The sequence below is a fragment of the Phenylobacterium sp. genome, assembly GCF_025351295.1.
Classification (GTDB): domain Bacteria; phylum Pseudomonadota; class Alphaproteobacteria; order Caulobacterales; family Caulobacteraceae; genus Phenylobacterium.
The window spans coordinates 1-24,474 of record NZ_JANXWD010000050.1; the positions used below are offsets into that span (position 1 = coordinate 1).

The following is a 24,474-nucleotide window of genomic DNA, read 5'->3' on the forward strand; positions in this document are numbered from 1 at the left end:
TCGGTCAGGCGGGCGATCAGGGTCTCGATGGGGGTGCCCAGGAACGCCGCGTCCTCGGCGAGGTCGCCGAGCCGGTCGTCCAGGTCGTTGAAGATTTCCTGGGCGTCGTCGGCCTCATATTCGGTCCAGAGCAGGCGCGCGAAGTGGTCGCGCACGCGCTTGCGGTGGCGACCGCGGGCGTCGGCGTGGACGCGCTCGGCGTCCTGGCGCTGCTGTTCGGCGGCGTGGCGTTGCTCGACGGCGACCTGGGCCTGCTCGCGGTCGAAGCGCAGCTTGAGGGCCAGGGTCTGGCGCAGGTAGCGGCCCACGGTCTGCAGGGAACGGCTCATCCGCTCCACGGCCTCGTCGGTCTCAGCGGCCTGCAGCCGCGCCTGCACCTTGCGCACGCCCACCGCGCCGGCCTCGGCCATCAGCGCGAAGAGGCTGTCGATGTGCTCGGGGGTGAGGGCGGGGGGAGCAGGCTCCATGAGAACAAAGATAGAACATCAGCAGGCGGATGTCAAGGTTTCCCGCGTCCTTTCCCGCTCACCGAGATCTGGCGGCGTGCTGCAGGTTCTCGATGGCGCGCGCGTAGAGGTCGGCGAAGGCGGCCATCGTCGCTTCGGTCTGCCCATCGATCTCGCCCTCGCCGCGCCACTCGACCTCGGTTCGCGCCGACCCGAGCGGACGCAGGACGACCGTCGCCCGATAGCTCTTGAGGTTGGCCGCGGGCATGTCGCCGGCGGGCAGGGCCTCATAGACGAAGCGGAACCCGGACGGCTCCACTTCGACCAGACGTTCGTGGATGCTCAGGCCGCGGGCGCGGACGATGCGGATCGCGCCCACGCCGTCGCCGTCGGCCTCGCAGCTCTCGATGGTCCGCGCCAGCACCTGCGGATGGCGGAAATCCGTGAGGATCGCCCAGACCCGTTCCGCCGGAGCGTCGATCGTGGTTCGGATCCGGGCGAGTTCCACCCTCGCGTTCCCCGCGGGCCTATCCGACGAATTCGAGGACGGACCTGGCAACCGCGGCCGGCTGGTCCAGTTCGGCCAGGTGGCCGGCGCCGGGGATACGGTCGATGCTGGCCGAGGGGCCGATTCCGTCGGCGAATCGCTGGGCGTAGCTGGGCGGGATGATCTTATCCTCCGCCCCCCAGATCACGCGGGTGCGCGCCTTGACGCGGCCGAGCCGGCGATTGAGCCGGGTGTTGCCCAGCGGCCAGAGGAACCGCGCCGCCGCCTCGTTGGCGCGGACGACGCCGATGTTCCAGAGCACGGGCTGTTCGCCTTCGGGCGCGGCGAGCTGGGCCGCGTAGCCCTGGGGGTCCTCCGAGATCATGCTGGCGGCGTTGCGCGGGTGGAGGGCGAACATGTCCCGCGTCGGATCGCTGTCCTCGAACAGGCCGAAGGGCGCCACCAGCACCAGCGCGCCCACCCAGTCGGGCCAGAGCGCGGCGACGTCGGCCGCCAAGGCGCCGGCGGTGGACGAGCCCATCAGCGTGTCGCCGGGCCTGAACCCCGCGGCCTCCAGCAGGTCGCGCGCCGCCAGGCACCACGACAGGTGGTCGTCCAGGATGTCGTGGCCCTCGCTGCCCGGGTAGCCGGGCAGCGAGCAGGCCACCAGCCGCGCCTTTTCGGCCAGGGCGTCGTGGAAGGCGCTCCAGCGGAACAGCATGGGGCCGGAGCCGAGCCAGAAGATCGGCTTGCCCTCGCCCCGTTCCCAGACGCGGCAGGGACGGCCGTTGACCTCGACGGTGCGTTCCATGGGGGCGTTCATTCCGCGGCCATCAGGGTGCGGGGCATGGCCCGGGCGGCTTGGCCCATCGGCTTGGGCCACCACTTGTGTTCCCACTCGTCCTCGAACAGGTCGCGGATCTGCGGCATCACCTTTTCGGCGAACAGCTTGGTGTTGTAGTTGGCCAGCTGCCTGTCCATGTTCCCGAACTGCAGCAGGGTCAGCAGGTTGCCGACGTTGAATTTCCTGGCGATCTTGCGCAGCTGGTCGGCCACCTCGTCGGGCGAGCCGATCAGCACGTAGCCCTCGGCCAGGATGCCCTCCATCTCGTTCTTCACCGAGCTGAGGATCGAGGACCGGTCGGCCGCGGCCTGCACCTGGCTCTTCATCTTCATCCGCTGGGTGGCCTCGGAGACATAGCCCGGCGGCATCACGTAGCTGGGGTCGACGTGCAGGCAGTTGGAGTAGAAGAACTCCGCCGGCTCGCGGTAGAGCCTGATCGCCTCCTCGCGGGTCTCGGCGACGCCGACGAACTGCAGGAAGCCGGCGCGGAACGGGTTCCGGTCCTTGCCCTGCCGGGCCATCTCCTCCCAGAAGCCCATCATGGTCGCCTCGGCGGCGACGTGGCCGTAGTAGGAGACGTAGGAGTAGACGTAGTCCATCTCGCCGCACCACGCCCAGGTCTCGACCGACCCGCCGCCCGGCACCCAGATCGGCGGATGCGGCTTCTGCACCGGCCGCGGCCAGACGTTGACGTAGCGCTGCTGGTTGAACCGCCCGTTGTAGGCGAACGCCTCCTCCGCCGCCCACGCCTTGATGATCAGGTCGTGGGCCTCGAGATAGCGCTGCCGCAGCGTCGAGGGGTTCTGGCCATAGACGTAGCAGGTGTCCATCGGGGTCCCGACCGGGAAGCCGGCGATCAGCCGGCCGCCCGAGATGCAGTCCAGCATGGCGAATTCCTCGGCCACGCGGGTCGGCGGATTGTAGAGGGCCAGCGAGGCGCCCATCACGCAGATCGCCGCGTTACTGGTGCGGCGCGCCAGGGTGGCGGCGATCAGGTTGGGCGAGGGCATCAGCCCGTAGGCGTTGCCGTGGTGCTCGTTGACGCAGATGGCGTCGAAGCCGCATTCGGCGGCGTACTCGAGCTCATCCATGTACTCGTTGTAGTACTCATGCACCTTCTCAGGCGTCAGCAGCCTGGGGTCGATATCCACCCAGATGCTGTTGTGGTCCTGCTTGAAGGTGGCCGGCAGGTCCTTGTAGGGCATGAGGTGGAACCAGAGATTTCGCATGGCGCCCTCGAACGGTTGAGACGGCCTCGACCTTACGGCGCGCCCGCCTGGCCCCCGCCTCGCCGGGCGCCCGCCGACGCAAGTTCACGCATGTGATGACCGCCGGCTCAGAGCACCTCGAAGACGTGGTAGATCGGCCCGTCCTGGTCACGCGAGCCGTTGGCGACGGCGATCACCCGGTTCAGCCACGCGTAGCGCGGATCGGAGGTTTCGAAGCGCGGCGTGGTGCGCGCGTAGAGGTCGGCGTAGGCGACGCCCTCGCGGCTGTTGAATCGGGCCGTGGCCTGCGGCGTGCGGCCGACGGCGAGGCCCTGGTAGGTGAGGGCGATCACCGCGCCGTCATGGGTTTCGAGCGCCGTGCGCACGTCGATGAGCATGGCGCCGTCGCTGCGCCAGGTGACCCAGTCGGCGCCGTCGGGCAGCACCCGGCCCTTCAGGCGCGGCCCCTCGAAGGTTCCGCCATCGACCGGGAAGATGGCCCGGGTCCCCAACGGCCCGGCGCCGATCCGCTGGGCGCGGTCGTAGGCCACCTGCAGCCGCATAACGAACAGCGGCGCCCACCTGAGTTCCTCGATCATGCCGTCCTCCGTGGCGGCCGATGGTCACCGCCGCGCCGCGCGTGTCCAGCGGCAATCCCACCAGGGATCATTTCCACATGGGCGATATTCGCGCGCCGGCCCCGCGCGCGACGGGACCCGGTGGACGCCCGTGCTAACCGCAGGGTCGGCTTTCGAGGAGCGTGGGCATGGGCGATCGACTCGCGGGGCGCGTGGCGCTGGTCACCGGCGCCTCGCGCGGCCTGGGCCGGGCAGCCGCGGAGCTGCTCGCCGCCGAGGGCTGCGCGGTGGCGGTGGTGGACCTCAAGGCGCATTGGGCTGAAAGCGCGGCCGAGGCAATCGGCGCCGCGGGCGGTCGCGCCATCGGCCTGGGCTGCGACGTCTCCGACCGCGCCGCCCTGCAGCAGGCGCTGGAGGCCACGGCGCGCGAGTTCGGGCGGCTGGACGTGCTGGTCAACAACGCCATGTGGAACCGCTACGAGCCGATCGGCGCGATCTCGCCAGCGACCATGGATCGGATGCTGGGGGTCGGCTTCGAGGCGGTGGTGTGGGGCATCCAGCTGGCGGCGCCGATGATGGCCGCGTCGGGCGGCGGTTCGATCGTCAACATCGCCTCGGTGAGCGCCCTGCTCGGCATTCCCAACGGCCTGCTCTATTGCGGGATCAAGGCGGCGGTCACCGGCCTGACCCGCGCCGCGGCCGCCGAGCTGGGGCCGGACGGCATCCGCGTGAACGCCATCGCGCCCTCCACGGTGGACACCGAGGGCGTCCGCTCGGTGGTCTCGGGCGAAGGGCTCCAGCGGCGGATCGCCCAGACGCCGCTGGGCCGGCTGGGGACGACCGAGGACATCGCCCGCGCGGTCCGCTACCTGGCGTGCGACGACTCGAGCTTCGTCACCGGCCAGCTGCTCACGGTCGACGGCGGCCTGGCCAACTCGCTCTCCTGACGATCAGGCGGCGGCGGGCGCCTGACTGAGCGCCGCGAACCGCGCGCGCTGGTGGTCGGCGTTGCCGAAAGCCATGTCGATCATGGTCAGCCGCTTCAGATAGTGGCCCACGGCCAGCTCCTCGCTGAAGCCGACCCCGCCGTGCAGCTGCACGGCCTGGCGGCCGACATAGAGGCTGGTCTGGCTGACCCGGGCCTTGGCGGCCGCCACGATCCGGCCGCGCTCGGCTTCGGGCTTGTCCAGGGACAGGGTGGCCAGATAGGTCATCGAGCGCGCCTCCTCGCAGGCGATGGCCATGTCCACGGCGCGGTGCTGCAGGGCCTGGAAGGCGCCCAGCGGCTGGCCGAACTGCTGGCGGGTGCGCAGGTGCTGCAGGGTCATCTCGCAGACCGCGTCCATCGCCCCCAGCGCCTCGGCCAGGCGGGCGACGATGGCATGGTCGACGGCCTGGCGCAGGCGCGGCGCGCCGTCGCCGGCGTCGCCGATCAGCGCCTCCGCCCCGACCCGCACGCCGTCCAGCCTGAGCCGCGCATTGATGCGGTGGTCCATGGCCCGCGAGGCGTGGATCGAGAGACCCGCCGCGTCGGCCGGAACCAGGAAGAGGCTGATTCCGCCGGCATCGGCGACGCCGGCCGCGGTCCGCGCCGGGACGATGAACCAGTCCGCCACGCCGCCGTCCAGCGCATGGCTCTTGTCGCCGCTCAGCACGAAGCCGCCGTCGGTCGGCGCGGCGCGGGTGGCGATATGCTGCAGGTCGAAGCGCGACCCCGGCTCGGCGTCCGCCAGGCTGACCACGGCGGCGCCGGCGGCGATGGCGTCCATCAGCGCGCGGCGCGGCCCGGCGACGGCGTGCCGCAGCAGCAACGGGGCGATGACGCAGGTGGAGACGTAGGGCTCCAGCATCAGGACGCGGCCGAACGCCTCCATCAGCACCATGGTGTCGATCGGCGACCCGCCGAGCCCGCCGTCGGCTTCCGGCACGTTCAGGGCCAGCCATCCGAGCCCGGCCATCCGCCCCCAGTTCGCGCGGTCGAACCCGCGGCCCTCGGCGGCGCGGGCCCGCCAGGCGGAGAACGCATAATGGTCCTCGCCGAACCGGGCGGCGCTGTCGCGCAGCAGCTTCTGTTCGTCGGACAGGTCGAAGTCCATCAGGTCCGCCTCATAGGCCCAGGGCGCGCCGGGCGATGATGTTGCGCTGGATCTCGTTGGCGCCGCCGTAGATGCTGGTGACGCGCGCGTAGAGCATGCCCTTGGCGGGCCACGGCCCTTCGCCGGCCAGCGGCTGGTTGCCGACCGCACCGAACGGCGCGGCGTCGTAGCCCAGGAGCTCGGTCCAGAACTCGGTGACCTGCTGCAGCAGCTCGGACCAGCGGATCTTGATCATCGAGGCGCGGGGCCCCGAATCCTGGCCGCTCGCCGCCTCCGCCATGGTGCGCATGACCATGGTCTCCAGCGCCATGGCCTCCAGCTCGAACTGCGCCAGGCGGTCGGCGACGCGGGGGTCGTCCAGCATCGTCCCGCCAGGCGTCAGCGCCTGCGCCGCCGCCTGCCGCGCGCCGCGCAGCTGCTGCGCCAGCCGCAGGGTGAAGGCCGCGGTCACGCCGCGCTCGCGGTCCAGCAGCACCTTGCCGTAGCCCCAGCCCTTGCCCTCCTCGCCGAGCAGCGCGGTCAGCGGCACGCGGACGTCGTCCAGGAACACCTCGTTGGTGTGGTGCACCTCGTCCATGGTGATCACCGGCCGGATGGTGATCCCCGGCGTGTCCATGTCGATCAGGAACAGCGAGATGCCGGCCTGCTTGCGGGCCTGCGGATCGGTCCTGGCCAGCAGGAACATGCGGTTGGCCACGTGGGCGTAGCTGGTCCACGCCTTCTGGCCGGAGATCACATATCGGTCGCCGTCGCGCACGGCGCGGGTCGAGACCGCGGCCAGGTCGGACCCGGCCCCCGGCTCCGAATAGCCCTGGCACCACCAGTCGTCGCCGGCCACGATCGCCGGCAGGTACTTCGCCTTCTGCGCCTCGCTGCCGAAGGTGAAGACGATCGGGCCGATCAGCTCCAGCCCCTGGTGATACTGCATGGGCGCGTCGGCCCGCGAGGCCTCGCTCTCGAAGATGTAGTGCTGGGTCGGAGTGAAGCCGGCGCCGCCGTGTTCCTTCGGCCATGAGGGGGCGCCCCAGCCGCGGCTGTGCAGCAGCTTCTGCCAGGCGGTGTATTCGGCCGGCTCCAGGCGCATGCCGGTGCGAATCCGCGCCTTGAATTCGGGCGGCGTGTGTTCGGCGAAGAAGGTCCGCATCTGGTCGCGGAAAGCGCGGTCGGTGGGGTCGAGGTCTAGGTTCATGGCGGGCCGGGCATCCTGCGATGCCTGAAGCCTAGCGGGGCCGGGCCGGCCGCCCCAGGGCGGCGGCCGTGCAGGCGCAAGCATCTCATCCGTGATGCTGGCGTCAGAGCCGGCAGCGGGTTTCGGCGAGGCCGCGCACGCCAAGGCCTTCGATGGCCATCAGCCGGCCGGCGTCTGGGTGGTCGCTCTTCAGCCGCCCGCCGCTGTCGGCGATGGAGGTGACGTAGAGGACGTCGAGGTCGCGGCCTCCGAACGCCGGGCAGGACGGGTAGGGACAGGGCGTGTCGATCAGCCGGTCCAGGTGTCCCTCAGGCGAGAAGCGGCCGATCTGCCGGGTCAGGACCAGGGCCACCCAGACGAAGCCGTCGGCGTCCACGGTGGCGCCGTCCGGGGTGGCGCCCAGCGCGCCGGTGTCGATCAGGTCGCGGCGGTTGGTCGCCGCGCCGCTCGCCGCGTCATAGTCGTAGGACCAGACCATCCGGCGCAGGCTGTCGGCGAAGTAGAGCCGGTCGCCCGCCGGGCTGAAGCAGATCGCGTTGGACACCTCGACGCCGGTCTCCAGCACCGCCCAGCCGCCGCCGGGATCGAACCGGTACAGCTTGCCGGCATGCGGCGGCTCTCCGGCCGGCATGATGGTCCCCGTGACCAGCCGCCCGGCGCGATCGGTCTTGCCGTCGTTCAGTCGCTCCCCGCCCGTCATGTCGTCGGGACGAACCAGGGGTTCGAAGGTCCCTGCGGTGAGGTCGACGCGGTAAATCCCGTCGGTCAGGCCGGCGATGAGGTCGGTTCCGGACCCCAGCACGACGCTTCCGATGCGGTCGGGCGCGGGAAAGGCGGCCTGCTCGCCGGTGGCGGGGTCCAGACGCCAGATCGCCGGCGCCACCGAGTCGACCCAGTACAGAACCTGCGCGTCCGGGTCCCACAGGGGCGACTCTCCCAGGCCGCACCGCTGGCGCCCGATAATGCTGATGCGCATGCCGATGCCCCCGGGATCATAACGCCCGATCAACGACCCTTGAAGACCGGCGCGCGCTTTTCGAGCACCGCGGTCCGGGCCTCGATGGCGTCCTCCGTCTTGCCGAGCCGGGTGGTGTTGTTCTGCTCCCAGCGGTAGGCGTCGCGCATCGACAGGTTCTCGACCATGCTGATCGCTTCCTTGGCGTAGGCCACGGCCAGCGGGCTCTTCGCGGCGATGTTGCGGGCGATGTCCATGCAGTAGGGCATCAGTTCCTCCGGCGGCAGCGCCGCCTCCACCACGCCATAGCGATAGAGTTCCGCCGCCGAGACCCGGTAGCCGGTGAGGATCATCCGGTTGCGCAACGACTGCGGGAACAGGCGCATCGTGTGGCGCGCACCGCCCATGAGGCCGACGTCGATCTCAGGCAGATTGATGAACGCGGTATCCGACGCCACCAGGATGTCGCAGACCGCGGCCAGGCCGAAACCCGCGCCCATCGCGGGACCGTTCAAGGCGCAGATCACGGGCTTCTTGCACTCGAAGATCGAATACATCGCCTCGCGCATCAGCCGCGCGCGGCCCCAGGCTGTGCCGGGGGGCGCATCCGGGCCCGGCCGCGACTTGAGGTCCGCGCCTGCGGAGAAGTACTTGCCCGCCCCGGTCAGGATGGCCACGCGGACGTCGTCGCGGTCGCTGATCTCGTCGAATACCGCGGCCACTTCCTGCAGGAACGCGGGCGGCTGGGCGTTGACGGGCGGAATGTCGATCGTGGCCGTGGCGATGAGGTCGGCGACCTCGAGGCGGAGCAGGCTCATGCGGGTGTCCTTCGATTGTGGGATCAAGTGGCGGCGGCAGGCGCGGGGCGGCGATCGCGCGCCTCCCGCATCTGCAGGCTGCGTCCGCCGTTCGCGAGGATCAGCTCGCCGTTGACGGCCGCGGCCGCCGGCGAGAGCAGGTAGTGGGCGAGGTCGGCGACCTCGGCCGGATCCGAGCCGACCCCGGTGTCGGGGAGCTCGACGGCGATGAGGTTGGCGCGCACGCCGCGGGCCATGTTCTCCAGGGCCACCGAGCGCAGCAGGCCGGCGATGGCGCCGGCAAACGCCATCTCGTGGGCTCCGCCCCATGCGCCAAGGTGACCGCGAGAACTGACGGCCAGCACGCTTGCGCCATCCTCAAGCCGCGGCAGCGCCTGGTGCAGCGCGCCGAACAGATCCAGGAACTGTTCCAGCGAGGCTTCCAGCTGCGCGTCATCGACCTCCAGCATCGAGGTGCCCAGGGCTGGCGGCGCGGTGACGATGACCAGGGCGCCGAGCCGATCGACAGCGGCCAGGGCCTGCGACACCGCGGCTTCCGACAGGCCGGAGACCTCGACGAGGGGCAGGCCGGCGTCGCGCAGCCGCCGGGCGATGGCCTCCGCCAGGGGCACGCCGGCGCCCACCAGCAGGGCGGTCGGCGCGGAGGATCGGGCGGTCATAGCGGCGGCACTCCCAGCGACTTGCCACCGTCGACGATCAACACCTGGCCATTGACGAAGCGGGCCGCGGGGCTGGCCAGGAAGGCGACCACGTCGGCGATGGCGGACGGCTTGGCGGCCTCGCCGCCCGGCTCCAGCCGCTTCAGGCGCGGAAGCATGTCGCCGAAGAAGTCCAGGGCGCGGGTCTCGACCATGCCCGGTGCGACCGCGTTGACGCAGATGCCCCGCCAGCGGAGCTCGATGGCCATGGCGCGGGTCATGGCCACGACGCCGGCCTTGGACGCCACATAGTGCGCGGCCCCCGCGCCGCCGAGGTAGCCCCGGGAGGCCAGGTTGACGATCCGTCCGCCGGGCGTCATGCGTCGGGCGGCTTCCTGGGAGACCTTGAAGGCCCCGAGCAGGTTGATCTCCAGGACGCGTCGGCACGCGTCGCGGCTGAGCTGCGGGATCGTCTCCAGCGAACCGCTGATCCCCGCATTGTTCACCGCGACGTCGAGACGGCCCTCGCGGTCCAGCAGCTCGGCGAGACCCGCGCGGTCGCGACAGTCGAGCACGTGCCCGGCGATCGCCAGGCCCTGCCCGGCCCAGGTCCGTTCGTTGGCCTCAAGCTGCTGGCGATCGGGGTCCAGAGCCAGCACGCGAAAGCCGTCGGCGGCCAGCCGCTCGGCGATCGCCCGCCCGATCCCGTGGGCGGCTCCGGTGACAAGGGCAACGCTCTGCACGCCAGCTTCCTTCCTGCGTGAGCCGAAGAGACGTCGAAACAACTGTTTGAGCGAGGCGTGCGCGAACCGGGCCGCGCTAATCACAACCGTGATAGCCGCGCCTAGGTGAGGACCTCGAGATCGGCCATGTTGAAGCCTCGCAGCGCGCCCAGGTCGCCGGCGCGGACCTTGTTGACCCACTGCGGATCGGCGAGCAGCGAGCGGCCGATCCCCACCAGATCGAAATCGCCGCGGTCCAGCCTGCGGCCCAGCTCGTCGAGCGCCGCGGCCCCCGTGGCGATCGCGCCGCCGCGCATGGAGGCGACGACGTCGTTGTCGAGCCCGACCGAGCCGACCGTCATCACCGGCTTGCCGCTCAGCTTGCGCGTCCAGCCGGCGAGGTTGAGGTCGGAGCCGTCGAATTCGGGCTGCCAGAAGCGGCGGGTCGAACAGTCGAAAACATCGACGCCGGCGTCAACCAGCGGCGCCAGGAAGGCCTGCAGGTCGGCCGGCGCGGCGAACGGCCTGGCGGCGTAGTCCTGCAGCTTCCACTGTGAGAAGCGGAAGAAGATCGGGAACCCGGGCGCGGTCTGGCGGCGACACTCGGCGACGATGTCGCGAGCGAAGCGAATCCGGCCCGACAGGTCGCCGCCGAACGGATCGGACCTGAGGTTGGTGGCGGCCCAGAGGAACTGGTCGATCAGGTAGCCGTGGGCGCCGTGGATCTCGATCCCGTCGCACCGCATCTCGAACCCGGCGCGGGCGGCCCGCCCATAGGCGTCGATGACGGCGGCGATGTCCTCGTCGCTCGCCGGGGAGCCGTAGGGCTGGCCGGGCGCGTAGACCCCCGAGGGCGACATGGCGCCGGCGTCGGGGTTCGAAGGCGCCGGCAGCGTCGAGCGGAAGCCGCCCACATGCCAGAACTGCGGGATGAAGGCGGCGCCGGCCGCCTGCACCTGGCTCGCGATCGCGGACCACGCCGCCAGCGCCTCGGGACGGAAGAAATTGGGAATGGCCGGGTCGTAGACCGATGCCGGATGGTCGATCTCCAGGCCCTCGGTCATCACCGCCCCCACGCCGCCCTCGGCGCGTCGCAGGTAGTAGCCGGCGACATCGGCGCCCGGGGTCCCGCCCGGCGAGAAGCGCCGCGTCATCGGCGCCATCACCGTGCGGTTGCGGAGCTTCAGGTCGCCCAGTCGGACCGGGTCGAAGAGTTTGGCGATCGTCACGCGGAGTCGTCCCGGGGTTGGCCGCTGCAGGTGACGCCAGTCAGTGCGCGCGGTCGCGGTCGGCCCGGCGGCGGTTGGCGACCTGCAGCCGAATATCAGGCTGGTGATATGCGGAACGCCGGCGCTCCAGCTTGGCGAGCGCGGCGCCGGCCCCCTGCAAGAGTGCTGCGATGCTGATCACCGAACTCATCCGCCGCGGCGCGGTCACCTATGCCGACGAGGTCGCCATCCGCCATGCGGATCAGGCGCTGACCTTCCGGGAGACCGACCGGCTGTCGAACCGGTTGGCGACCGCGCTGATCGCCGCCGGCGTCGCGCCAGTGGGGGCGCGCATCTCACTGCTGATGTCCAACTCGCTACACAGCATCCCGATGGATTTCGCCTGCGCGAAGGCGCGGCTCACGCGCGTGCCGCTGAACGCCCGGCTGTCAGCCCGCGAGCAGGCGCAGATGATCGCCGAAGCCGGCGTCACGACCCTGGTCTTCACGCTCGACCAGGCGGAGCGGGCGGTTGAGCTGGCCCAGGCCTGCCAAGGCCTCGGCCTGTTCGCGCTCGGCCCTGCCGAGGGCCTCGCCGATCTGCTGGCGCTGGCCGCGGGGCAGAGCGGCGATCCGCCGGACCGCCGCGCCGAGCCGGACGACGTCGCGCTGGCGCTCTACACCTCCGGCACCACCGGCCGCCTGAAGGCCGCGCAGCACACCCAGGCGAGCTGGTCGGCGATGGCGGCCAACATCCTGGCCAACCTGATCGACGTGCAGCCCGGCGACATGATGCTGCATGCCGCCTCGCTGATCCACGCCAGCGGCACCTTCATCCTGCCCTACTGGGTGCGGGGCGGCGTGGCCGGCGTGCTGCCGGGGTTCGCGCCCGAGGCCTATTGCGAGGCAGTCCGCACCTGGCGGCCCAAGGCGCTCAACCTGGTGCCGACCATGGTCGGCATGCTGCTGGACATGCCGGGGGTGCAACAAGCCGACTTCAGCTCGGTCGAGAGCATCATCTACGGCGCGTCGCCGATGCCGCGCGGCACGATCCTGAAGGCGCTGGATCTCTGGGGCCCGCGGTTCCGTCAGTACTATGGCCAGAGCGAAGCCCCGCTGTGCATCGCCGTGCTGGGCAAGGCCGATCACGTCGGACCGAAGGCCGAGGCGCGTCTCATGTCCTGCGGCCGGGTCAGCGTGGACTGCGAGGTTCGCCTGGTGGACGAGAACGGCGACGATGCGCCGGCGGGCGCGCCCGGCGAGATCCTGGTCCGGGCGCCCTTCGCCATGACCGGATATCTCAACGGCGGCGCGTTGAACCGCGAGACGGTGCTGCCCGGCGGCTGGATACGGACCCGCGACATCGGCCGGCTGGATGAAGACGGCTATCTCTACCTGGTCGACCGGACCTCCGACATGATCGTGTCGGGCGGCTACAACGTCTATCCGCGCGAGGTGGAGGACGTGCTGTCCGGCCATCCGGGGGTGCGCGAGGTCGTCGTCGTCGGGCTGCCGGACGACAAGTGGGGCGAGGCCGTGACCGCCTTCGTCGTGCCCCGCCCAGGGATCGAGCCGTCGGCCGATGACCTCATGGCGTTCGCCCGGGCAGGCCTGGCCGCCTACAAGGCGCCCAAGAGCATTCGGTTCATCGAGGAGGCGCCGAAGAGCGCGGTGGGCAAGCTCCTGCGCCGGGCGGTCCGCGATCCGTTCTGGGTGGGCCGGGAGCGGCGGATATGAGCGCTGCTCCCCAGGTGATCGTGTCCCGCCAGGGGCCGGTCACCACGATCATGCTGAACCGGCCGCAACGCCGCAACGCCGTCGACGGCGCCACCGCGATCCTGCTGCGCGAGGCGTTCCAGGCCTTCGAAGCCGACGACGCGGCCTCGGTGGCCGTGCTCTGCGGTCAGGGCGAGCATTTCTGCGCCGGCTATGACCTGAAGGCGCTGGCCGAGGTCGGCATTCCCTACGAGCCGGAAGGCGTCGGGCCGATGGGGCCCTCCCGCATGCTGCTGACCAAGCCGGCGATCGCCGCGGTCGAGGGCTATGCCGTGGCGGGCGGGCTCGAACTCGCGCTGTGGTGCGACCTGCGGGTGGCCTCGGCGACCGCGGTGTTCGGGGTCTATTGCCGACGCTGGGGCGTGCCGCTGATCGACGGCGGAACGGTGCGGCTGCCGCGCCTGATCGGCCATAGCCGGGCGCTGGACATGGTGTTGACCGGCCGCGCCGTGGACGCCGAGGAAGCCCATGCCTTCGGCCTGGCCAATCGGCTGGTCGAGGCCGGCCAGGCGCGCGCCGCGGCCGAGGCCCTGGCGCAGGAGATCGCGCGGTTCCCGCAGATCTGCCTGCGGGCGGATCGGGCCTCGACCTACCATCAGTGGAGCGCGCCGCTGGCCGACGCCCTGGCCTTCGAGGGCCGCGAGGGAGAACGTCCGCTACTGTCCGAGGCGCAGCATGGGGCGGCGCGGTTCAGCGGCGGCCGCGGCCGCGCCGGCGACTTCTCCGAGATCTAGCGCCTTTCTGGTTCAAGTGGAATCACGTGAACCAGATAAAAAGGCTCTGACTCTTTGAATTAGAGCGCGTCGGGCGGCGAAACCGGGATCCACTTTCGCCTGACGCGCTCTAGCCGGTGTTGGTGGTCGCGTCGGTCGGCCCATGGGGCGCCGCCGGCAGCTCGGCCGCCGGCAACTTGGACCGGTAGACGGCTACGGCCGCGAGCAGAACCTCCACGAACTCGCTCTTCCTGCGCGCAATCCGGCTGTTCAGCCCGCCGACCGCCAGGGTCAGGGGAATGCCGTGGGCGGCTTGGGGCAAGGGAACCGCGAGACCGGCGCCCAGCGCCAGGGGGAAGCCGGCGAGCAGGCAATAACCTTCCCCGCGGATCCACGCGAGCTGCTCCGTCAGCTGCGGCAGGTCCACCTTCTCGCCTTCATGAATGTTGATGTGCCGAACCAGCTTGTCGACGGTCCTGGCGGTCATCCCGCTCAGCAACACCAGGCCGGCGGCGGACTTGGTCAGCACCCGCATGCTGCCTTCCGGAGGCGGCAGCTTGAACTCATGAGCCGGCTGCAGAACACGGATGTGCTGGATGAAGATGTCGTTCTGCGACGAGACCACCACGGTCTCGTCGGTGCGCAGCTGGACGTCCTGCATCAGGTCCAGCAGGTCGCCAGCGCCATAGATATGGTGGTTGATCCAGTCGCCCAGCGCCGCCACGCGCGGCGTGGGGAAGTAGGTCCGGGACGGTCGGTGATAGTTCAGGTAACCCAGCAGGACCATGCTCTTGAGCAGCGTCGTCGTGCTGGATTGCGGATAGCTCAGGCGCTCGAAGATGTAGTTCAGGCGCAGCGGCTCACGGCGTTCATGGAACAGTTCCAGGACCTCCAGCGTGCGAGCGGCCGACTTTATCGGATCGCGGTGCATCCTTGCCTCCCGGCGCGGCCGTACGTCTCGCGCGCAGGCTCTCTATCCGGAACCCCCTGGGCGAAAACCCATACATGATGTTGCGTCCTGTCAAGGCGCGGCGCGTGTGGCCCGCGGCGCCCCGTCGTCATTGGACGCCGCGCGATTGGCGCAGGTCGCTCGGGACTTGTCCTCCCTCCGAGACATCTTGCGCGGCGGCTCCGGCCGCCGCCTTTTTGCCACCTCTCTCGATCACCCATGTGATTGTTTCGGCGTCCCCATCCGCGACCGCGGCCGATGCCGCGCGCCGCCGTAGAAGACGACACGACCTGCTGGGGAGCCGTCATGGACTGGAACTACGGGGACATCCTGGACGCCGTCGCCCTGGCCGTGCCGGCGGATCGGCCGGCGCTGATCTGGCGCGACGACGTGGTGTCCTGGGGCCTGTTCGATCGCCGCACCAACAACATCGCGCGAAAGCTTGTCGAGCTCGGCATGGCCGCGGACGACCGCGCGGCGATCCTGTGCCGCAATCATCCGGCCTACATGGAGACGATGGCGGCCTGTGTGAAGGCGCGGGTCCTGCAGGTCAATATCAACTACCGCTACACCGCCGACGAGATCGCCTATGTGGTCGCCGACTGCGAAGCCACCACCTTCTTCTACCAGGACGCCTTCGACGACCTGTTGCCCGAGCTGCGCCAGCTGCTGACCTCGGTCCGCACCTGGATCCGGATCGAGACGGATCGGCAGCCGCAGCCGGCGCCGCAGGGCGCGCACTCGTTCGAGACCCTCGCGGCGTCGGGCGACGGCGCGCCGCTCGACATCCAGCGCTCTCCGAACGACGGCTATCTGCTCTACACCGGCGGCACGACGGGACGGCCCAAGGGCGTGCTCTGGCCCACCGGGCAGTCGCGCCTGGTGCAGCTGGAATCGCCGCTGATCCCCAAGGTCCCGCAGTCGATGGAGGAGCACGCCGCGCTGGTCCGGGCGAACCCCGCGCCAAGCCGGACCATTCCGGCCTGTCCCCTGATGCACGGCTCCGGCAGCAACGCGGCCATGGGCGACCTGCTGAACGGCGGCACGGCGGTCATCCTGCCCAACGACCGCTTCGACGCCGACGAACTCTGGCGTGAGGTCGAGCGCCACCGGGTGACCCGGATCGCCATCGTGGGCGACGTGTTCGCCAAGCCGATGCTGAAGGCGCTGGACGACAACCCTGGCCGCTACAATCTCTCCAGCATGAAGGTGATCACCTCGGCCGGCCTGACCTGGACCCAGGAGGTCAAGGCGGGGCTGATCGGGCACATGCCGCAGCTGATCCTGGCCGACGTGCTTGGGGCCTCGGAGGCTTCCGGGTTCGGCTTCGCGATCGCCAGCCAGGGCAAGATCCAGCCCACCGGCCTGTTCGATGCGGCGCCGAAGACGGTGCTGGTGGACGCCGACACCGGCAAGGTCCTGCCCAAGGACCAGCCGGTCGAGGGCTTCCTGGCCCGCACCGGCGCCATGGCGGCCGGCTATTACCGCGACGAGGCCAAGACAGCGGCCACCTATCGGATGATCGACGGGGTTCGCCATGTGGTGCCGGGGGATTTCGCCCGCTGGGTGCCGCCGAACCAGTTCATGCTGATCGGCCGCGGCAACCTCTCGATCAACACCGGTGGCGAGAAGGTGTTTCCGGAAGAGGTCGAGGAGGCGCTGAAGCTGCAGCCGGGCGTCGAAGACGCCCTGGTTGTCGGCCAGCCCGACGAAAAGTGGGGCAAGATCGTCGTCGCCATCGTGCGCCGCTCGGCCGCCTATGACGAAACCGCCGTCCGGGCCGCGCTCGGCAAGACGCTCTCGGCCTACAAGCATCCCAAGCGCATCATCCTGGTCGACGAGATTCCCCGGCATGAAAGCGGCAAGGCCGATTATCGCCGCGCGACCGCCCTGGTGACCGGCTAGGCCCTGCCGCCTGCCCCGGCCCGCTGCGACGCGTGGGCGAGACGAGGCTGCGGGGTTTCCTCCGATGTTGTGGTCAGCACGGCGTTCGGTCGCGCCCGGTTGACCGCCTCCTAGGTGATCGCCGACGAGAACGCAGAGGCGGCTCCGCCTCATCTCGATGCCGGCGCGCGCGCCGAACACCGATTCCCGGCCACAGTGTCCGTCCTTGAACCCGGTCGATCTCACCTTGGCCAACTGTCCGAATTTCCGGCGCCAGCCCGACGAAATCACGCAGGAAGCGTGAAATGGCCAGCATACCCGGGCTTATTTTCGCAACAGACGGTCACGGTTGTAGCGTTTGATCGCTCCAGAACGCGCCTATTCCTCGGGGGCAGAAGACGCACAGTCGGTGCCGGGCGGCCTGTCGGTGGTCGGCGCCGAGGTCCTGCAGAAATCCGCGACCTACAACGTGAACCAGATCATCCAGCTGGTCCCGAACCTGAACTATTCCTCGCCCAATCCGCGCAACACCTCGCTGACGATCCGCGGCCTGGGATCGAGCGTCGTGGCCATCGCCCAGTCCAACGACGGGCTGGAGCCCGGCGTCGGATTCTATGTGGATCAGGTCTACCACGCGCGTCCGGCGACGGCGGCGTTCGACTTCCTCGACGTCGAGCGGGTGGAGGTGCTGCGCGGGCCGCAGGGCACGCTGTTCGGCAAGAACACCACGGCCGGGGCGATCAACATCACCACCCGCGGCCCGGCCTTCACGTTCGGCGGTGAGGGCGAGGTGACGCTGGGGAACTACGACTATCGCCAGGGCAAGGTCACGTCACGGGCCCGCTCTGGGGCGGCGTGGTGGCGGGCCGCCTGTCGGTGATCGCCACCAAGCGGGAGGGCGTGCTGCGTAATGTGCGGCTGAACCGCCGCCAGAACGACGTCGAGAACCTGGCGATCCATGGCCAGCTGCTGTTCAAGCCCAGCGACACCTTCAGCCTGCTGCTGTCCGGAGACGACAGCTCGATCAACGCCGAGTGCTGCAGCCAGGGGTTCGTGCGCGTGGGAACCACATTGAAGCCGGCGGCGCGGCAGTACCCGGCCCTGGCCGCGGGGCTGGGGTACACGCCAGCCAGCACCAACCCCTACGACCGGCTGACCGACATCGACGCGCCGCTGCTGGTGAACACCGACGACGCCGGCTACTCGGCGGTCGCCAACTGGGACCTGGGCTTCGCCACCGTGACCTCTGTGAGCGCGTGGCGGTGGTGGAACTGGGACGCGGCCAACGACCGGGATTACACGTCCATCCCGATCCAGCTGATCCAGCACATTCCGTCCCGCCAGGACCAGTACAGCCAGGAACTGCGGATCGCCTCCAACGGCAGCCACGCGCTGGAGTACGTCGCCGGGCTCTACTACTTTTCCCAGACCATCAAGGGCGAGCCGATCACCGCCTATGGCCCGCAGGCCACCTATTGGCTGCTGGGTCCGGCGCCCGCCTTTCCGTCAAACCTCCTGAACGGCTACACCACCGACGGCCACACCCGGTTCCACAGCGCCAGCTACGCCGCCTTCGGCGAGGCGACGTGGCATGTGAATGACCGGCTCAGCCTGACCGGCGGCCTGCGCTACTCCTACGAAGACAAGAACGGCCGCTTCGATTCCACCGTGTTCGGCGGGGCGCCGGCCACGGGCGCGCTGCTGAATAGCAAGCTTTCGATCCTGCGGCCTCAATCGTATCGCGCCAGCGACAAGGACGGCAGCCTCTCGGGCCGCGCCTCGGCCTCCTACCGGATCGTCGACGGCGTCATGGCCTACGCCAGTTTCGCCAAGGCCAGCAAGTCGGGCGGCATCAACATGTCGGGGCTGCCGCTGGACGCCGCCAACAACCCGGCCCTGGCGACGGCGGTCGTGCGGCCGGAGCGCAACACCAACTATGAGCTGGGCTTCAAGTCGGAGCTGCTCGACAAGCGCCTGATCCTGAACGCCGACGTCTTCCGCACCGTCGTGAAGGACTTCCAGACCAATGTCGTGGATACCGGGCCGGGTGCGCTGCGCGGCTATCTGGCGAACATCGAGAAAGTCCGGGTCAAGGGCCTGGAGGTCGACGGGGTCTTCGTCGTCAACGAGCACCTGTCCGGCCGCTTCGGCTTCAGCCGCACCCAGGGGAATTACGTCTCCTACCGCAACGGCCCGTGCCCTCTGGAGCGGATCGGCAACGCCACCACGGTCTGCGATCTCAGCGGGCGCGGCCTGCCGAACCTGCCGAAGTTCGCCTGGTCGGGCGGCGCGGAGTACAAGGGCAATATCGCGCTCGGCAGTGTCTCCGGCGAGGCTTACCTGCGCGCCGATGTCTCCTCCCGCACCCGAGTGTTCGGCGACCCCACCGCCAGCCGCTACACCGTCATCGACGGATACCGGCTGGTGAACGGCACTCTGGGCTTCCGGTCAAACGGGCCCTGGGAGGCGGCGCTGTGGGTCAGGAACCTGTTCGGGGAGCACTACCTTCAGAACGTCACGGTCCAGGCCGGCAACTCGGGCCTCGTGGTGGGCACGCCCAACGACCCGAGGATGTATGGGGTGACGCTGCGGGCGAGATACTAGCGCGCGCCGGGCGAGGGGACGATCAGAACTGCTCGCCGACCAGTTGCTCGCTCTTGGCCCAGAGCGCCTTGGCGTGCTCCGGATCGAGGGCGTAGCTGCGGACGCCCGAGCGGACGTCGGCGCCTTCCTTGATCTCGGCGACATGGCAATCCTCGCAGAAGTGGGAGCCCACCGCGTCGGCGTCGGCGACGATACCGGCCCAGACCGAGGTGGCCGCGCCCTGCGGGATGGTCTTCCAGCTGAATTCCGCGCCCGCCGGCTGGCTGGCGGCGATGGAGTCGATCAGGGCCTGGATCGCCTCGGGCGTCATGTGCCGGCCGAGTTCGGTCTGGATGCCGCCGGGGTGGACGGCGGTGGCGCGAACGCCGCGGGCCTTGTGGCGGCGGTCAAATTCCACCGCGAACAGGACGTTGGCGGTCTTGGAGCGGCCGTAGGCGCCGAACGGGGTGTATTCCGTGGTGTCGAAGTTCGGGTCCTCGAGGTCGACGTCGGAGAACCGGTGGCCCGAGGACGACAGGTTCACCAGCCGGCCGCCGTCCTTGATCAGGGCTGCGATGCGGTTGACGAACACGAAGTGGCCCAGGTGGTTGGTCCCGAACTGAGTCTCGAAGCCGTCGGCGGTCCTGCCGAACGGGGTGGCCATGACCCCGGCATTGCAGATCACCACGTCGAAGGGCTTGCCGGCGGCGACCAGGGCGTCGGCCGCGGCCCGCACGCTGGCCAGCGAGGCGAGGTCGAGTTCAATGAGTTCCAGGCTCCCGCCGTGCTTTGCATCGGCGCGGACCACCTCGGTGGCGGCGTGCGCCTTCTTCAGGTCGCGGGCGGCCCCGACGACCTCGGCGCCATGGGCGGCCAGGACGCGGGCGGTTTCGACCCCGAGGCCCGCGGAGACGCCGGTGACCAGGATGCGCTTGCCGGAGAGATCGACGCCGGAAAGGACGTCGTCGGTGGTGGAGGTCGCGCCGAAGTGTTGGGTCATGGGAGCTTCTTTCGAAAGTGTGGGACTGACCCGCCGTTGCCAGATCGGCTTGGAATGGCTAAACGGAGGGTGTCTCCGGCTTATATACGGAGGGTTCCTCCGTTTAGCAAGAGGCCAAGGATCGTGTCTGGGCCGTCAGGAGCTGAGCGCAAGCCCCGCGCCGACGCGCTGCGCAATCGCGAGCTGCTGATCGAGGCGGCCAAGGCGGGCTTCGCCGAGACGGGACCTGATGTCACCCTGGAAGAGATCGCCCGCCGCGCCAGCGTGGGGATCGGCACGCTCTACCGGCATTTTCCGACCCGCGACGCGATCGTCGAGGCCGTCTACCGCCGCGAGTTGCAGCAGCTGGCCGAAGCCGCGACCCGCCTGCAAGCCTCGCTGCCGGCCGCGGAGGCGCTGCGCCAGTGGATGGGCGTCTTCGTCGACTACATCGCCACCAAGAAGATCATCGCCTCGGCGCTCGGCTCGATCGTCGGCGGCGCCTCGGAGCTGTATGCGGCGTCCGGCGTGCTGATCAACGGAGCGATGTCGGAGCTGGTGCAGGGTGCGGTCGGCGCCGGTGAGATTCGCCCCGACGCCGATCCCGCCGACCTGCTGCGCGCCCTGGTGGGCTTCACCTATGGCGCCACCGGCCCGGGGTGGCAGGCCAGCGCGCTCCGCCTGATCGACATCCTGATGGATGGACTTCGGCCCCAGGTCCAACGTCGCGGATAGAGCCCGCGGACGGCCAGACGTCCGATCGCAGCGCGGTTTCCTTCAGGGTCGAAGCCCGTTTGAGCGTGCAGACCGCCTGCAGTGAGAGATCGAAAGTTGACGAACCGAGGCGTAAAACGTCGTAAATCGCCGGTACGCCGCCACCGACAACACGCTGAACCCAAACGGAAAAGTGCTAGAATATCAATCACATAGACTGGCCATTGCGCCGATGATGGACTGGACGGATCGGCATTGCCGGGTCCTGCATCGGATGCTGACGCGGCGGGCGTTGCTCTACACCGAGATGCTGACCACCGGCGCGGTGCTGCACGGTGACCGGGCGCGGTTGATGGTGTTCAGTCCGGTGGAGCATCCGGTGGCGCTGCAGCTGGGCGGGTCGGATGCGGCCGATCTGGTGGCGGCGGCGCGGATCGGCGAGGCCGAGGGGTACGACGAGATCAACCTCAACGTCGGCTGCCCGTCGGACCGGGTGCAGTCGGGGCGGTTCGGGGCCTGCCTGATGCGCGAGCCGGAGTTGGTCGCGGAGTGCATGGCGGCCATGGCGGCGGCGGTCCGCGTGCCGGTGACGGTGAAGTGCCGGATCGGGGTCGACGACCAGGACCCGGAGGAGAGCCTGTTCCAGCTGGTGGACCTCTGCGCCTCGGCGGGTGTCAAGCTGTTCGTCGTGCACGCGCGCAAGGCGCTGCTGAAGGGGCTGTCGCCGAAGGAGAACCGGGACGTGCCGCCGCTCGACTATCCGCTGGTCTGGCGGCTGAAGCGGGAGCGGCCGGCGCTGACCATCGTCATCAACGGCGGGATCGGATCGCTGGACGAGGCGCAGGAGCATCTGCGTCACGTGGACGGGGTGATGCTGGGGCGCGCGGCCTATCACACCCCGGACATCCTGGGCGCGGTGGATGCGCGGATCTTCGGCGAGGCCGGGGGCGTCAGCGGCCTCCAGGCGGTCGAGGCCTATCGGGACTATCTGGCCGCGGAGCTGGCCCGGGGGACGCACCTGGCGGCGATGACGCGGCACATGCTGGGGCTGTTCCACGGGGTCCCGGGCGCGCGGACCTGGCGGCGGATCCTGACGGTGGAGAGCGTCAAGCCTGGCGCGGGGCTCGAGGTGATCGACCGCGCGCTGGCGGCGGTGTCAGGGTTCGAAGCGCAGGGTGTTCCGCGTGGCCTCGAAGCGGGTCAGGCGGCCTAGGTAGCTCATCCCCAGCAGCGAGACGTCGAGGCCGTCGGCGACCACCAGGGCCTGGACGTTCTCGAGCCGGGCGCCGTTCACCGACACCGAGGTCAGGGTGACCGCGGCGGCGTGGCTGGAGCCGCCGGCGGTGGTGATGTTGTAGCCGTACTTCAGGTCGGCGGCCTTGAACCCCAGCCGCGTGGCGTCCTCGGGGGTCAGGGCGACGGCGGTGGCGCCCGTGTCGACCAGGAAATGGACCGGCTGGCCGTTCACCTGGGCGTCGGCCCAGAAGTGGCCGTCGGCGGCCTTGGCGACCGCGCCGGACCCGGGGGTCGGCGGCGCGGTGGGGAGGGCCTCAGCCTCCAGCCGCGCCATGCGCAGCGGCTGGGGGGCGATCGTGCTCATGGCGCAGGCGCTGGCGAGCGCCGACACCCCCGCCACGAGGGCGAGTTTGCCGAGAGAAGACACCTGACTTCACCTGGAAAAGCGGTCGTTCTGACCTGTCTTGTTGATCGCAGGTTAGGGCCAGGAAGGTTGGAATCCGGTGAATCAGCAGGGTTTCGGAGGGGTGAATCAGAACAGCGCCAGCTTCTCCGGCCGGATGAGGGCGCGGCGGTCGGGCAGGGCGGCCAGGATCGCGTCGCGCTCGGCGTCGGTGAAGCGGCTCCAGGCGGCCACCTCGCCCAGCTTGCGGAAACAGCCAAGGCACAGGCCGCTCTCGCCGTCGACGACGCAGACCTTGATGCAGGGGGTCTTGATCGGGGCAGGGGGCCCGGCGGTATCGTGGGAAACGCTCATCCGGGGATAGCGTAGGTGACGCTGGCCTGGGCCGCCAGCCTGTCGGGCCCCTCGGTCCAGAGCCGGATGTCGCAGATCGCCAGCCGCCGGCCCAGCCGCAGCAGTTCCGCCTCGGCGTGGATGTCGCCGGGCTGCGCGCCCCGCAGGAAGCTGATGTTGAGCTGCGAGGTCACGGCCATCAGCTGGTCGCCGATGTGGGCCAGGACCAGGGCGTAGGCGGCGGAGTCGGCGACCGACATCAGGGTCGGGCCCGAGATCACGCCGCCGGGCCGCAGAATCCCGTCGCGATAAGGCGCCACCATATGCAGCCGACCGGGCCCCACCTGCACGATCTCGAGGGTCTGGGCCTGGTTCGCGCCCGGGAAGGCCTTGCGCAAGAGGGCATTGACGCCGGCGGCGTCCAGTTTCGGTACAAGCTGAGCCATGCCCTATCGTCGCCCGTGTGACCGGTTCGTTACAAGTGTTTTGTCCGGTTCGTAACAACGACGTATCATGACTTAATATTAATCCTCGAATACTGATCATTGCAGCTTGTTCATTTGAGTTGAGCGCGGCCGACGAGCAGCATTGGCCCAGATTTCCAGGGAGACGTGCTTATGAAATTCGCCATCATCGCCATCGCGGCGGTGCTCGCCGCCGGGTCCGCCACGGCCGGCGGAAAGGTCACCGACGTCGATTTCCTCAAGGCCAACCGCTGCAAGGGTCTGGCCGCCGGCCTCACCGGCGTGGTCGATCCGGCCTCGCTGGACAGCTTCATCAAGGCCGAGGCCGGCGCGCGCGCGCCCTATGTGATCGAACGCGCCTCCGACGAATTCGCCCGCGCCAGGAAGGAAGCCAAGGGCGAGGACCGCAAGGACCGCCTGACCGCCGAACTGACCGGCCCCTGCCAGGCCTATCTGCGCGGCGGCGCCAGCCTAGCCCGAAAGGAGGCCAGCCCGGCCAGCTGAGCCCGGGTCCATACTGCCACCCAAGCCAACTCGGGCGCGCCGGCCGCAAGCCGACGCGCCCTTTTCTTGGGGCGGAACCTTGGCTGAGCCATGGGCTTTCATCCGGGCGGCCACGCACGGGACCGCGTTCAAGGCCCCGCGATGACCCTGCTGATCCCCGGCGAGACCTGTTGGCGCACCGAGCGCGCCGACCGCGTCGCGGTGCTGGTGGACACCGAGGCCTATTACGGCGCCCTGGCCGCGGCGCTCGAAAAGGCCCGGCGCTCGATCCTGATCCTGGGCTGGGGGTTCGATCCGCGCGCGCGGCTGTTCCCCGACGGCCACGAAGACGGCCCCGACCCGGACGAGATCGGCCGGGTGCTGCTGCGGCTGGCCGGCGAACGGCCCGACCTGGATATCCGCCTGCTGATCTGGCGCTCGGCGCTGCCGGTGGCGGCCAGCCAGGAGTTCTTCCCGCACAAGGCGCGCAAGTGGTTCAAGGGCACGCGGGTGAAGTTCCGCCTGGACGACCAGGTACCGCTGGGCGGCTGCCACCACCAGAAGGCGGTTATCGTCGACGACCGGCTGGCGTTCTGCGGCGGCGGCGACATCTCGGTGGACCGCTGGGACACCCCAGGCCACCTGGAGGACGACGAGCGCCGGATCATGCCGGACCAGGACTATCACCCACCGCGCCACGAGGTGATGATGATGGTCGACGGCGCCGCGGCCCTGGCGCTGGGCGACCACTTCCGCGCGCGCTGGCGGG

The 24,474-nt window shown here is 69.9% G+C and carries 27 protein-coding genes and 1 pseudogene; 10 read left to right on the plus strand and 18 right to left on the minus strand.

Annotated elements, in window-relative coordinates:
• The 5 genes from Q0R13_RS07910 to Q0R13_RS07930 all read right to left on the minus strand — a co-directional run.
• Window positions 1–467 (minus strand): hypothetical protein (locus Q0R13_RS07910; RefSeq protein ID WP_293902014.1); only part of this gene is annotated, 467 nt, incomplete at its 3' end.
• Between the two features lie 58 nt (window positions 468–525).
• On the minus strand, window positions 526–954 hold the full coding sequence (locus Q0R13_RS07915; protein WP_293902017.1) for an SRPBCC family protein: 429 nt from the start codon (window positions 952–954) through the stop codon (window positions 526–528).
• 19 nt (window positions 955–973) lie between these two features.
• On the minus strand, window positions 974–1,744 hold the full coding sequence (locus Q0R13_RS07920) for an alpha/beta fold hydrolase (RefSeq protein ID WP_293902019.1): 771 nt from the start codon (window positions 1,742–1,744) through the stop codon (window positions 974–976).
• Between the two features lie 8 nt (window positions 1,745–1,752).
• Window positions 1,753–3,006, minus strand: a complete 1,254-nt coding sequence (locus tag Q0R13_RS07925; RefSeq protein WP_293902021.1) for an LLM class flavin-dependent oxidoreductase — start codon at window positions 3,004–3,006, stop codon at window positions 1,753–1,755.
• A 107-nt stretch (window positions 3,007–3,113) separates the two neighbouring features.
• Complete coding sequence (locus tag Q0R13_RS07930) at window positions 3,114–3,584, minus strand: DUF3237 domain-containing protein (RefSeq protein WP_293902024.1); 471 nt, start codon at window positions 3,582–3,584, stop codon at window positions 3,114–3,116.
• A 167-nt stretch (window positions 3,585–3,751) separates the two neighbouring features.
• On the opposite strand from Q0R13_RS07930, the gene Q0R13_RS07935 reads away from it, so the two are divergent.
• Window positions 3,752–4,510, plus strand: coding sequence for a glucose 1-dehydrogenase (locus Q0R13_RS07935; protein ID WP_293902027.1), 759 nt, complete (start codon window positions 3,752–3,754; stop codon window positions 4,508–4,510).
• Between the two features lie 3 nt (window positions 4,511–4,513).
• Here the strand turns inward: Q0R13_RS07935 and Q0R13_RS07940 are convergent, their stop codons facing one another.
• The 8 genes from Q0R13_RS07940 to Q0R13_RS07975 all read right to left on the minus strand — a co-directional run bounded on the left by Q0R13_RS07940 (window position 4,514) and on the right by Q0R13_RS07975 (window position 11,391).
• Window positions 4,514–5,659: an acyl-CoA dehydrogenase family protein gene (locus Q0R13_RS07940; protein WP_293902030.1), complete on the minus strand. Its 1,146-nt coding sequence runs from the start codon at window positions 5,657–5,659 to the stop codon at window positions 4,514–4,516.
• A 10-nt stretch (window positions 5,660–5,669) separates the two neighbouring features.
• On the minus strand, window positions 5,670–6,848 hold the full coding sequence (locus Q0R13_RS07945; RefSeq protein ID WP_293902033.1) for an acyl-CoA dehydrogenase family protein: 1,179 nt from the start codon (window positions 6,846–6,848) through the stop codon (window positions 5,670–5,672).
• Between the two features lie 103 nt (window positions 6,849–6,951).
• The gene (locus tag Q0R13_RS07950) at window positions 6,952–7,824 is read right to left on the minus strand and encodes an SMP-30/gluconolactonase/LRE family protein (protein ID WP_293902036.1); all 873 of its coding nucleotides are present in this window, start codon (window positions 7,822–7,824) and stop codon (window positions 6,952–6,954) included.
• A 29-nt stretch (window positions 7,825–7,853) separates the two neighbouring features.
• Window positions 7,854–8,621, minus strand: coding sequence for an enoyl-CoA hydratase/isomerase family protein (locus Q0R13_RS07955; protein WP_293902039.1), 768 nt, complete (start codon window positions 8,619–8,621; stop codon window positions 7,854–7,856).
• A 23-nt stretch (window positions 8,622–8,644) separates the two neighbouring features.
• Window positions 8,645–9,280, minus strand: a complete 636-nt coding sequence (locus Q0R13_RS07960) for an SDR family oxidoreductase (RefSeq protein WP_293902041.1) — start codon at window positions 9,278–9,280, stop codon at window positions 8,645–8,647.
• Window positions 9,277–10,002 (minus strand): SDR family NAD(P)-dependent oxidoreductase, encoded by a 726-nt coding sequence (locus tag Q0R13_RS07965; RefSeq protein WP_293902044.1) that lies wholly within the window; start codon window positions 10,000–10,002, stop codon window positions 9,277–9,279. The genes Q0R13_RS07960 and Q0R13_RS07965 overlap by 4 nt, the downstream gene beginning before the upstream one ends.
• Before the next feature lie 101 nt (window positions 10,003–10,103).
• On the minus strand, window positions 10,104–11,210 hold the full coding sequence (locus Q0R13_RS07970) for an NADH:flavin oxidoreductase (protein ID WP_293902047.1): 1,107 nt from the start codon (window positions 11,208–11,210) through the stop codon (window positions 10,104–10,106).
• 40 nt (window positions 11,211–11,250) lie between these two features.
• Window positions 11,251–11,391: a hypothetical protein gene (locus tag Q0R13_RS07975; protein ID WP_293902050.1), complete on the minus strand. Its 141-nt coding sequence runs from the start codon at window positions 11,389–11,391 to the stop codon at window positions 11,251–11,253.
• Between Q0R13_RS07975 and Q0R13_RS07980 the strand changes: the two genes are divergently transcribed.
• Together Q0R13_RS07980 and Q0R13_RS07985 are read left to right on the plus strand one after the other, a co-directional pair.
• A complete protein-coding gene (locus Q0R13_RS07980; RefSeq protein ID WP_293902053.1) occupies window positions 11,381–12,925 on the plus strand; it encodes an AMP-binding protein in 1,545 nt (514 codons plus the stop codon). The two genes, Q0R13_RS07975 and Q0R13_RS07980, sit on opposite strands and share 11 nt — an antisense overlap.
• The gene (locus Q0R13_RS07985) at window positions 12,922–13,698 is read left to right on the plus strand and encodes a crotonase/enoyl-CoA hydratase family protein (protein ID WP_293902056.1); all 777 of its coding nucleotides are present in this window, start codon (window positions 12,922–12,924) and stop codon (window positions 13,696–13,698) included. Before Q0R13_RS07980 ends, Q0R13_RS07985 begins: the two co-directional genes overlap by 4 nt.
• Window positions 13,699–13,807: 109 nt before the next feature.
• Here Q0R13_RS07985 and Q0R13_RS07990 read toward each other — a convergent pair whose 3' ends face one another.
• Window positions 13,808–14,608: a helix-turn-helix domain-containing protein gene (locus Q0R13_RS07990; RefSeq protein WP_293902058.1), complete on the minus strand. Its 801-nt coding sequence runs from the start codon at window positions 14,606–14,608 to the stop codon at window positions 13,808–13,810.
• A 324-nt stretch (window positions 14,609–14,932) separates the two neighbouring features.
• On the opposite strand from Q0R13_RS07990, the gene Q0R13_RS07995 reads away from it, so the two are divergent.
• From Q0R13_RS07995 to Q0R13_RS08005, 3 genes are all read left to right on the plus strand, one after another.
• Window positions 14,933–16,531, plus strand: a complete 1,599-nt coding sequence (locus tag Q0R13_RS07995) for an acyl-CoA synthetase (RefSeq protein WP_293902061.1) — start codon at window positions 14,933–14,935, stop codon at window positions 16,529–16,531.
• A gap of 388 nt (window positions 16,532–16,919) precedes the next feature.
• Window positions 16,920–17,390 (plus strand): TonB-dependent receptor plug domain-containing protein, encoded by a 471-nt coding sequence (locus Q0R13_RS08000; RefSeq protein ID WP_293902064.1) that lies wholly within the window; start codon window positions 16,920–16,922, stop codon window positions 17,388–17,390.
• On the plus strand, window positions 17,369–19,114 hold the full coding sequence (locus Q0R13_RS08005; RefSeq protein WP_293902067.1) for a TonB-dependent receptor: 1,746 nt from the start codon (window positions 17,369–17,371) through the stop codon (window positions 19,112–19,114). Before Q0R13_RS08000 ends, Q0R13_RS08005 begins: the two co-directional genes overlap by 22 nt.
• Before the next feature lie 22 nt (window positions 19,115–19,136).
• On the opposite strand, the gene Q0R13_RS08010 is transcribed toward Q0R13_RS08005, so the two are convergent.
• Window positions 19,137–20,093: an SDR family NAD(P)-dependent oxidoreductase gene (locus Q0R13_RS08010; protein WP_293902070.1), complete on the minus strand. Its 957-nt coding sequence runs from the start codon at window positions 20,091–20,093 to the stop codon at window positions 19,137–19,139.
• 123 nt (window positions 20,094–20,216) lie between these two features.
• On the opposite strand from Q0R13_RS08010, the gene Q0R13_RS08015 reads away from it, so the two are divergent.
• Together Q0R13_RS08015 and dusA are read left to right on the plus strand one after the other, a co-directional pair.
• Window positions 20,217–20,807 (plus strand): TetR/AcrR family transcriptional regulator, encoded by a 591-nt coding sequence (locus Q0R13_RS08015; RefSeq protein WP_293902073.1) that lies wholly within the window; start codon window positions 20,217–20,219, stop codon window positions 20,805–20,807.
• A gap of 154 nt (window positions 20,808–20,961) precedes the next feature.
• Window positions 20,962–21,999, plus strand: a complete 1,038-nt coding sequence (dusA, locus tag Q0R13_RS08020) for a tRNA dihydrouridine(20/20a) synthase DusA (RefSeq protein WP_293902088.1) — start codon at window positions 20,962–20,964, stop codon at window positions 21,997–21,999.
• Here dusA and Q0R13_RS08025 read toward each other — a convergent pair.
• From Q0R13_RS08025 to Q0R13_RS08035, 3 genes are all read right to left on the minus strand, one after another.
• The gene (locus Q0R13_RS08025) at window positions 21,943–22,449 is read right to left on the minus strand and encodes a TIGR02281 family clan AA aspartic protease (RefSeq protein ID WP_293902076.1); all 507 of its coding nucleotides are present in this window, start codon (window positions 22,447–22,449) and stop codon (window positions 21,943–21,945) included. The two genes, dusA and Q0R13_RS08025, sit on opposite strands and share 57 nt — an antisense overlap.
• 105 nt (window positions 22,450–22,554) lie before the next feature.
• Entirely contained in the window at window positions 22,555–22,779 is a 225-nt protein-coding gene (locus Q0R13_RS08030; RefSeq protein ID WP_293902079.1) for a DUF1289 domain-containing protein, read from the minus strand.
• Entirely contained in the window at window positions 22,776–23,204 is a 429-nt protein-coding gene (locus Q0R13_RS08035; protein ID WP_293902082.1) for a PaaI family thioesterase, read from the minus strand. The genes Q0R13_RS08030 and Q0R13_RS08035 overlap by 4 nt, the downstream gene beginning before the upstream one ends.
• A gap of 171 nt (window positions 23,205–23,375) precedes the next feature.
• On the opposite strand from Q0R13_RS08035, the gene Q0R13_RS08040 reads away from it, so the two are divergent.
• Window positions 23,376–23,726, plus strand: coding sequence for a hypothetical protein (locus Q0R13_RS08040; RefSeq protein ID WP_293902085.1), 351 nt, complete (start codon window positions 23,376–23,378; stop codon window positions 23,724–23,726).
• Between the two features lie 141 nt (window positions 23,727–23,867).
• Window positions 23,868–24,474, plus strand: a pseudogene (locus Q0R13_RS08045) (phospholipase); the annotation flags it as partial.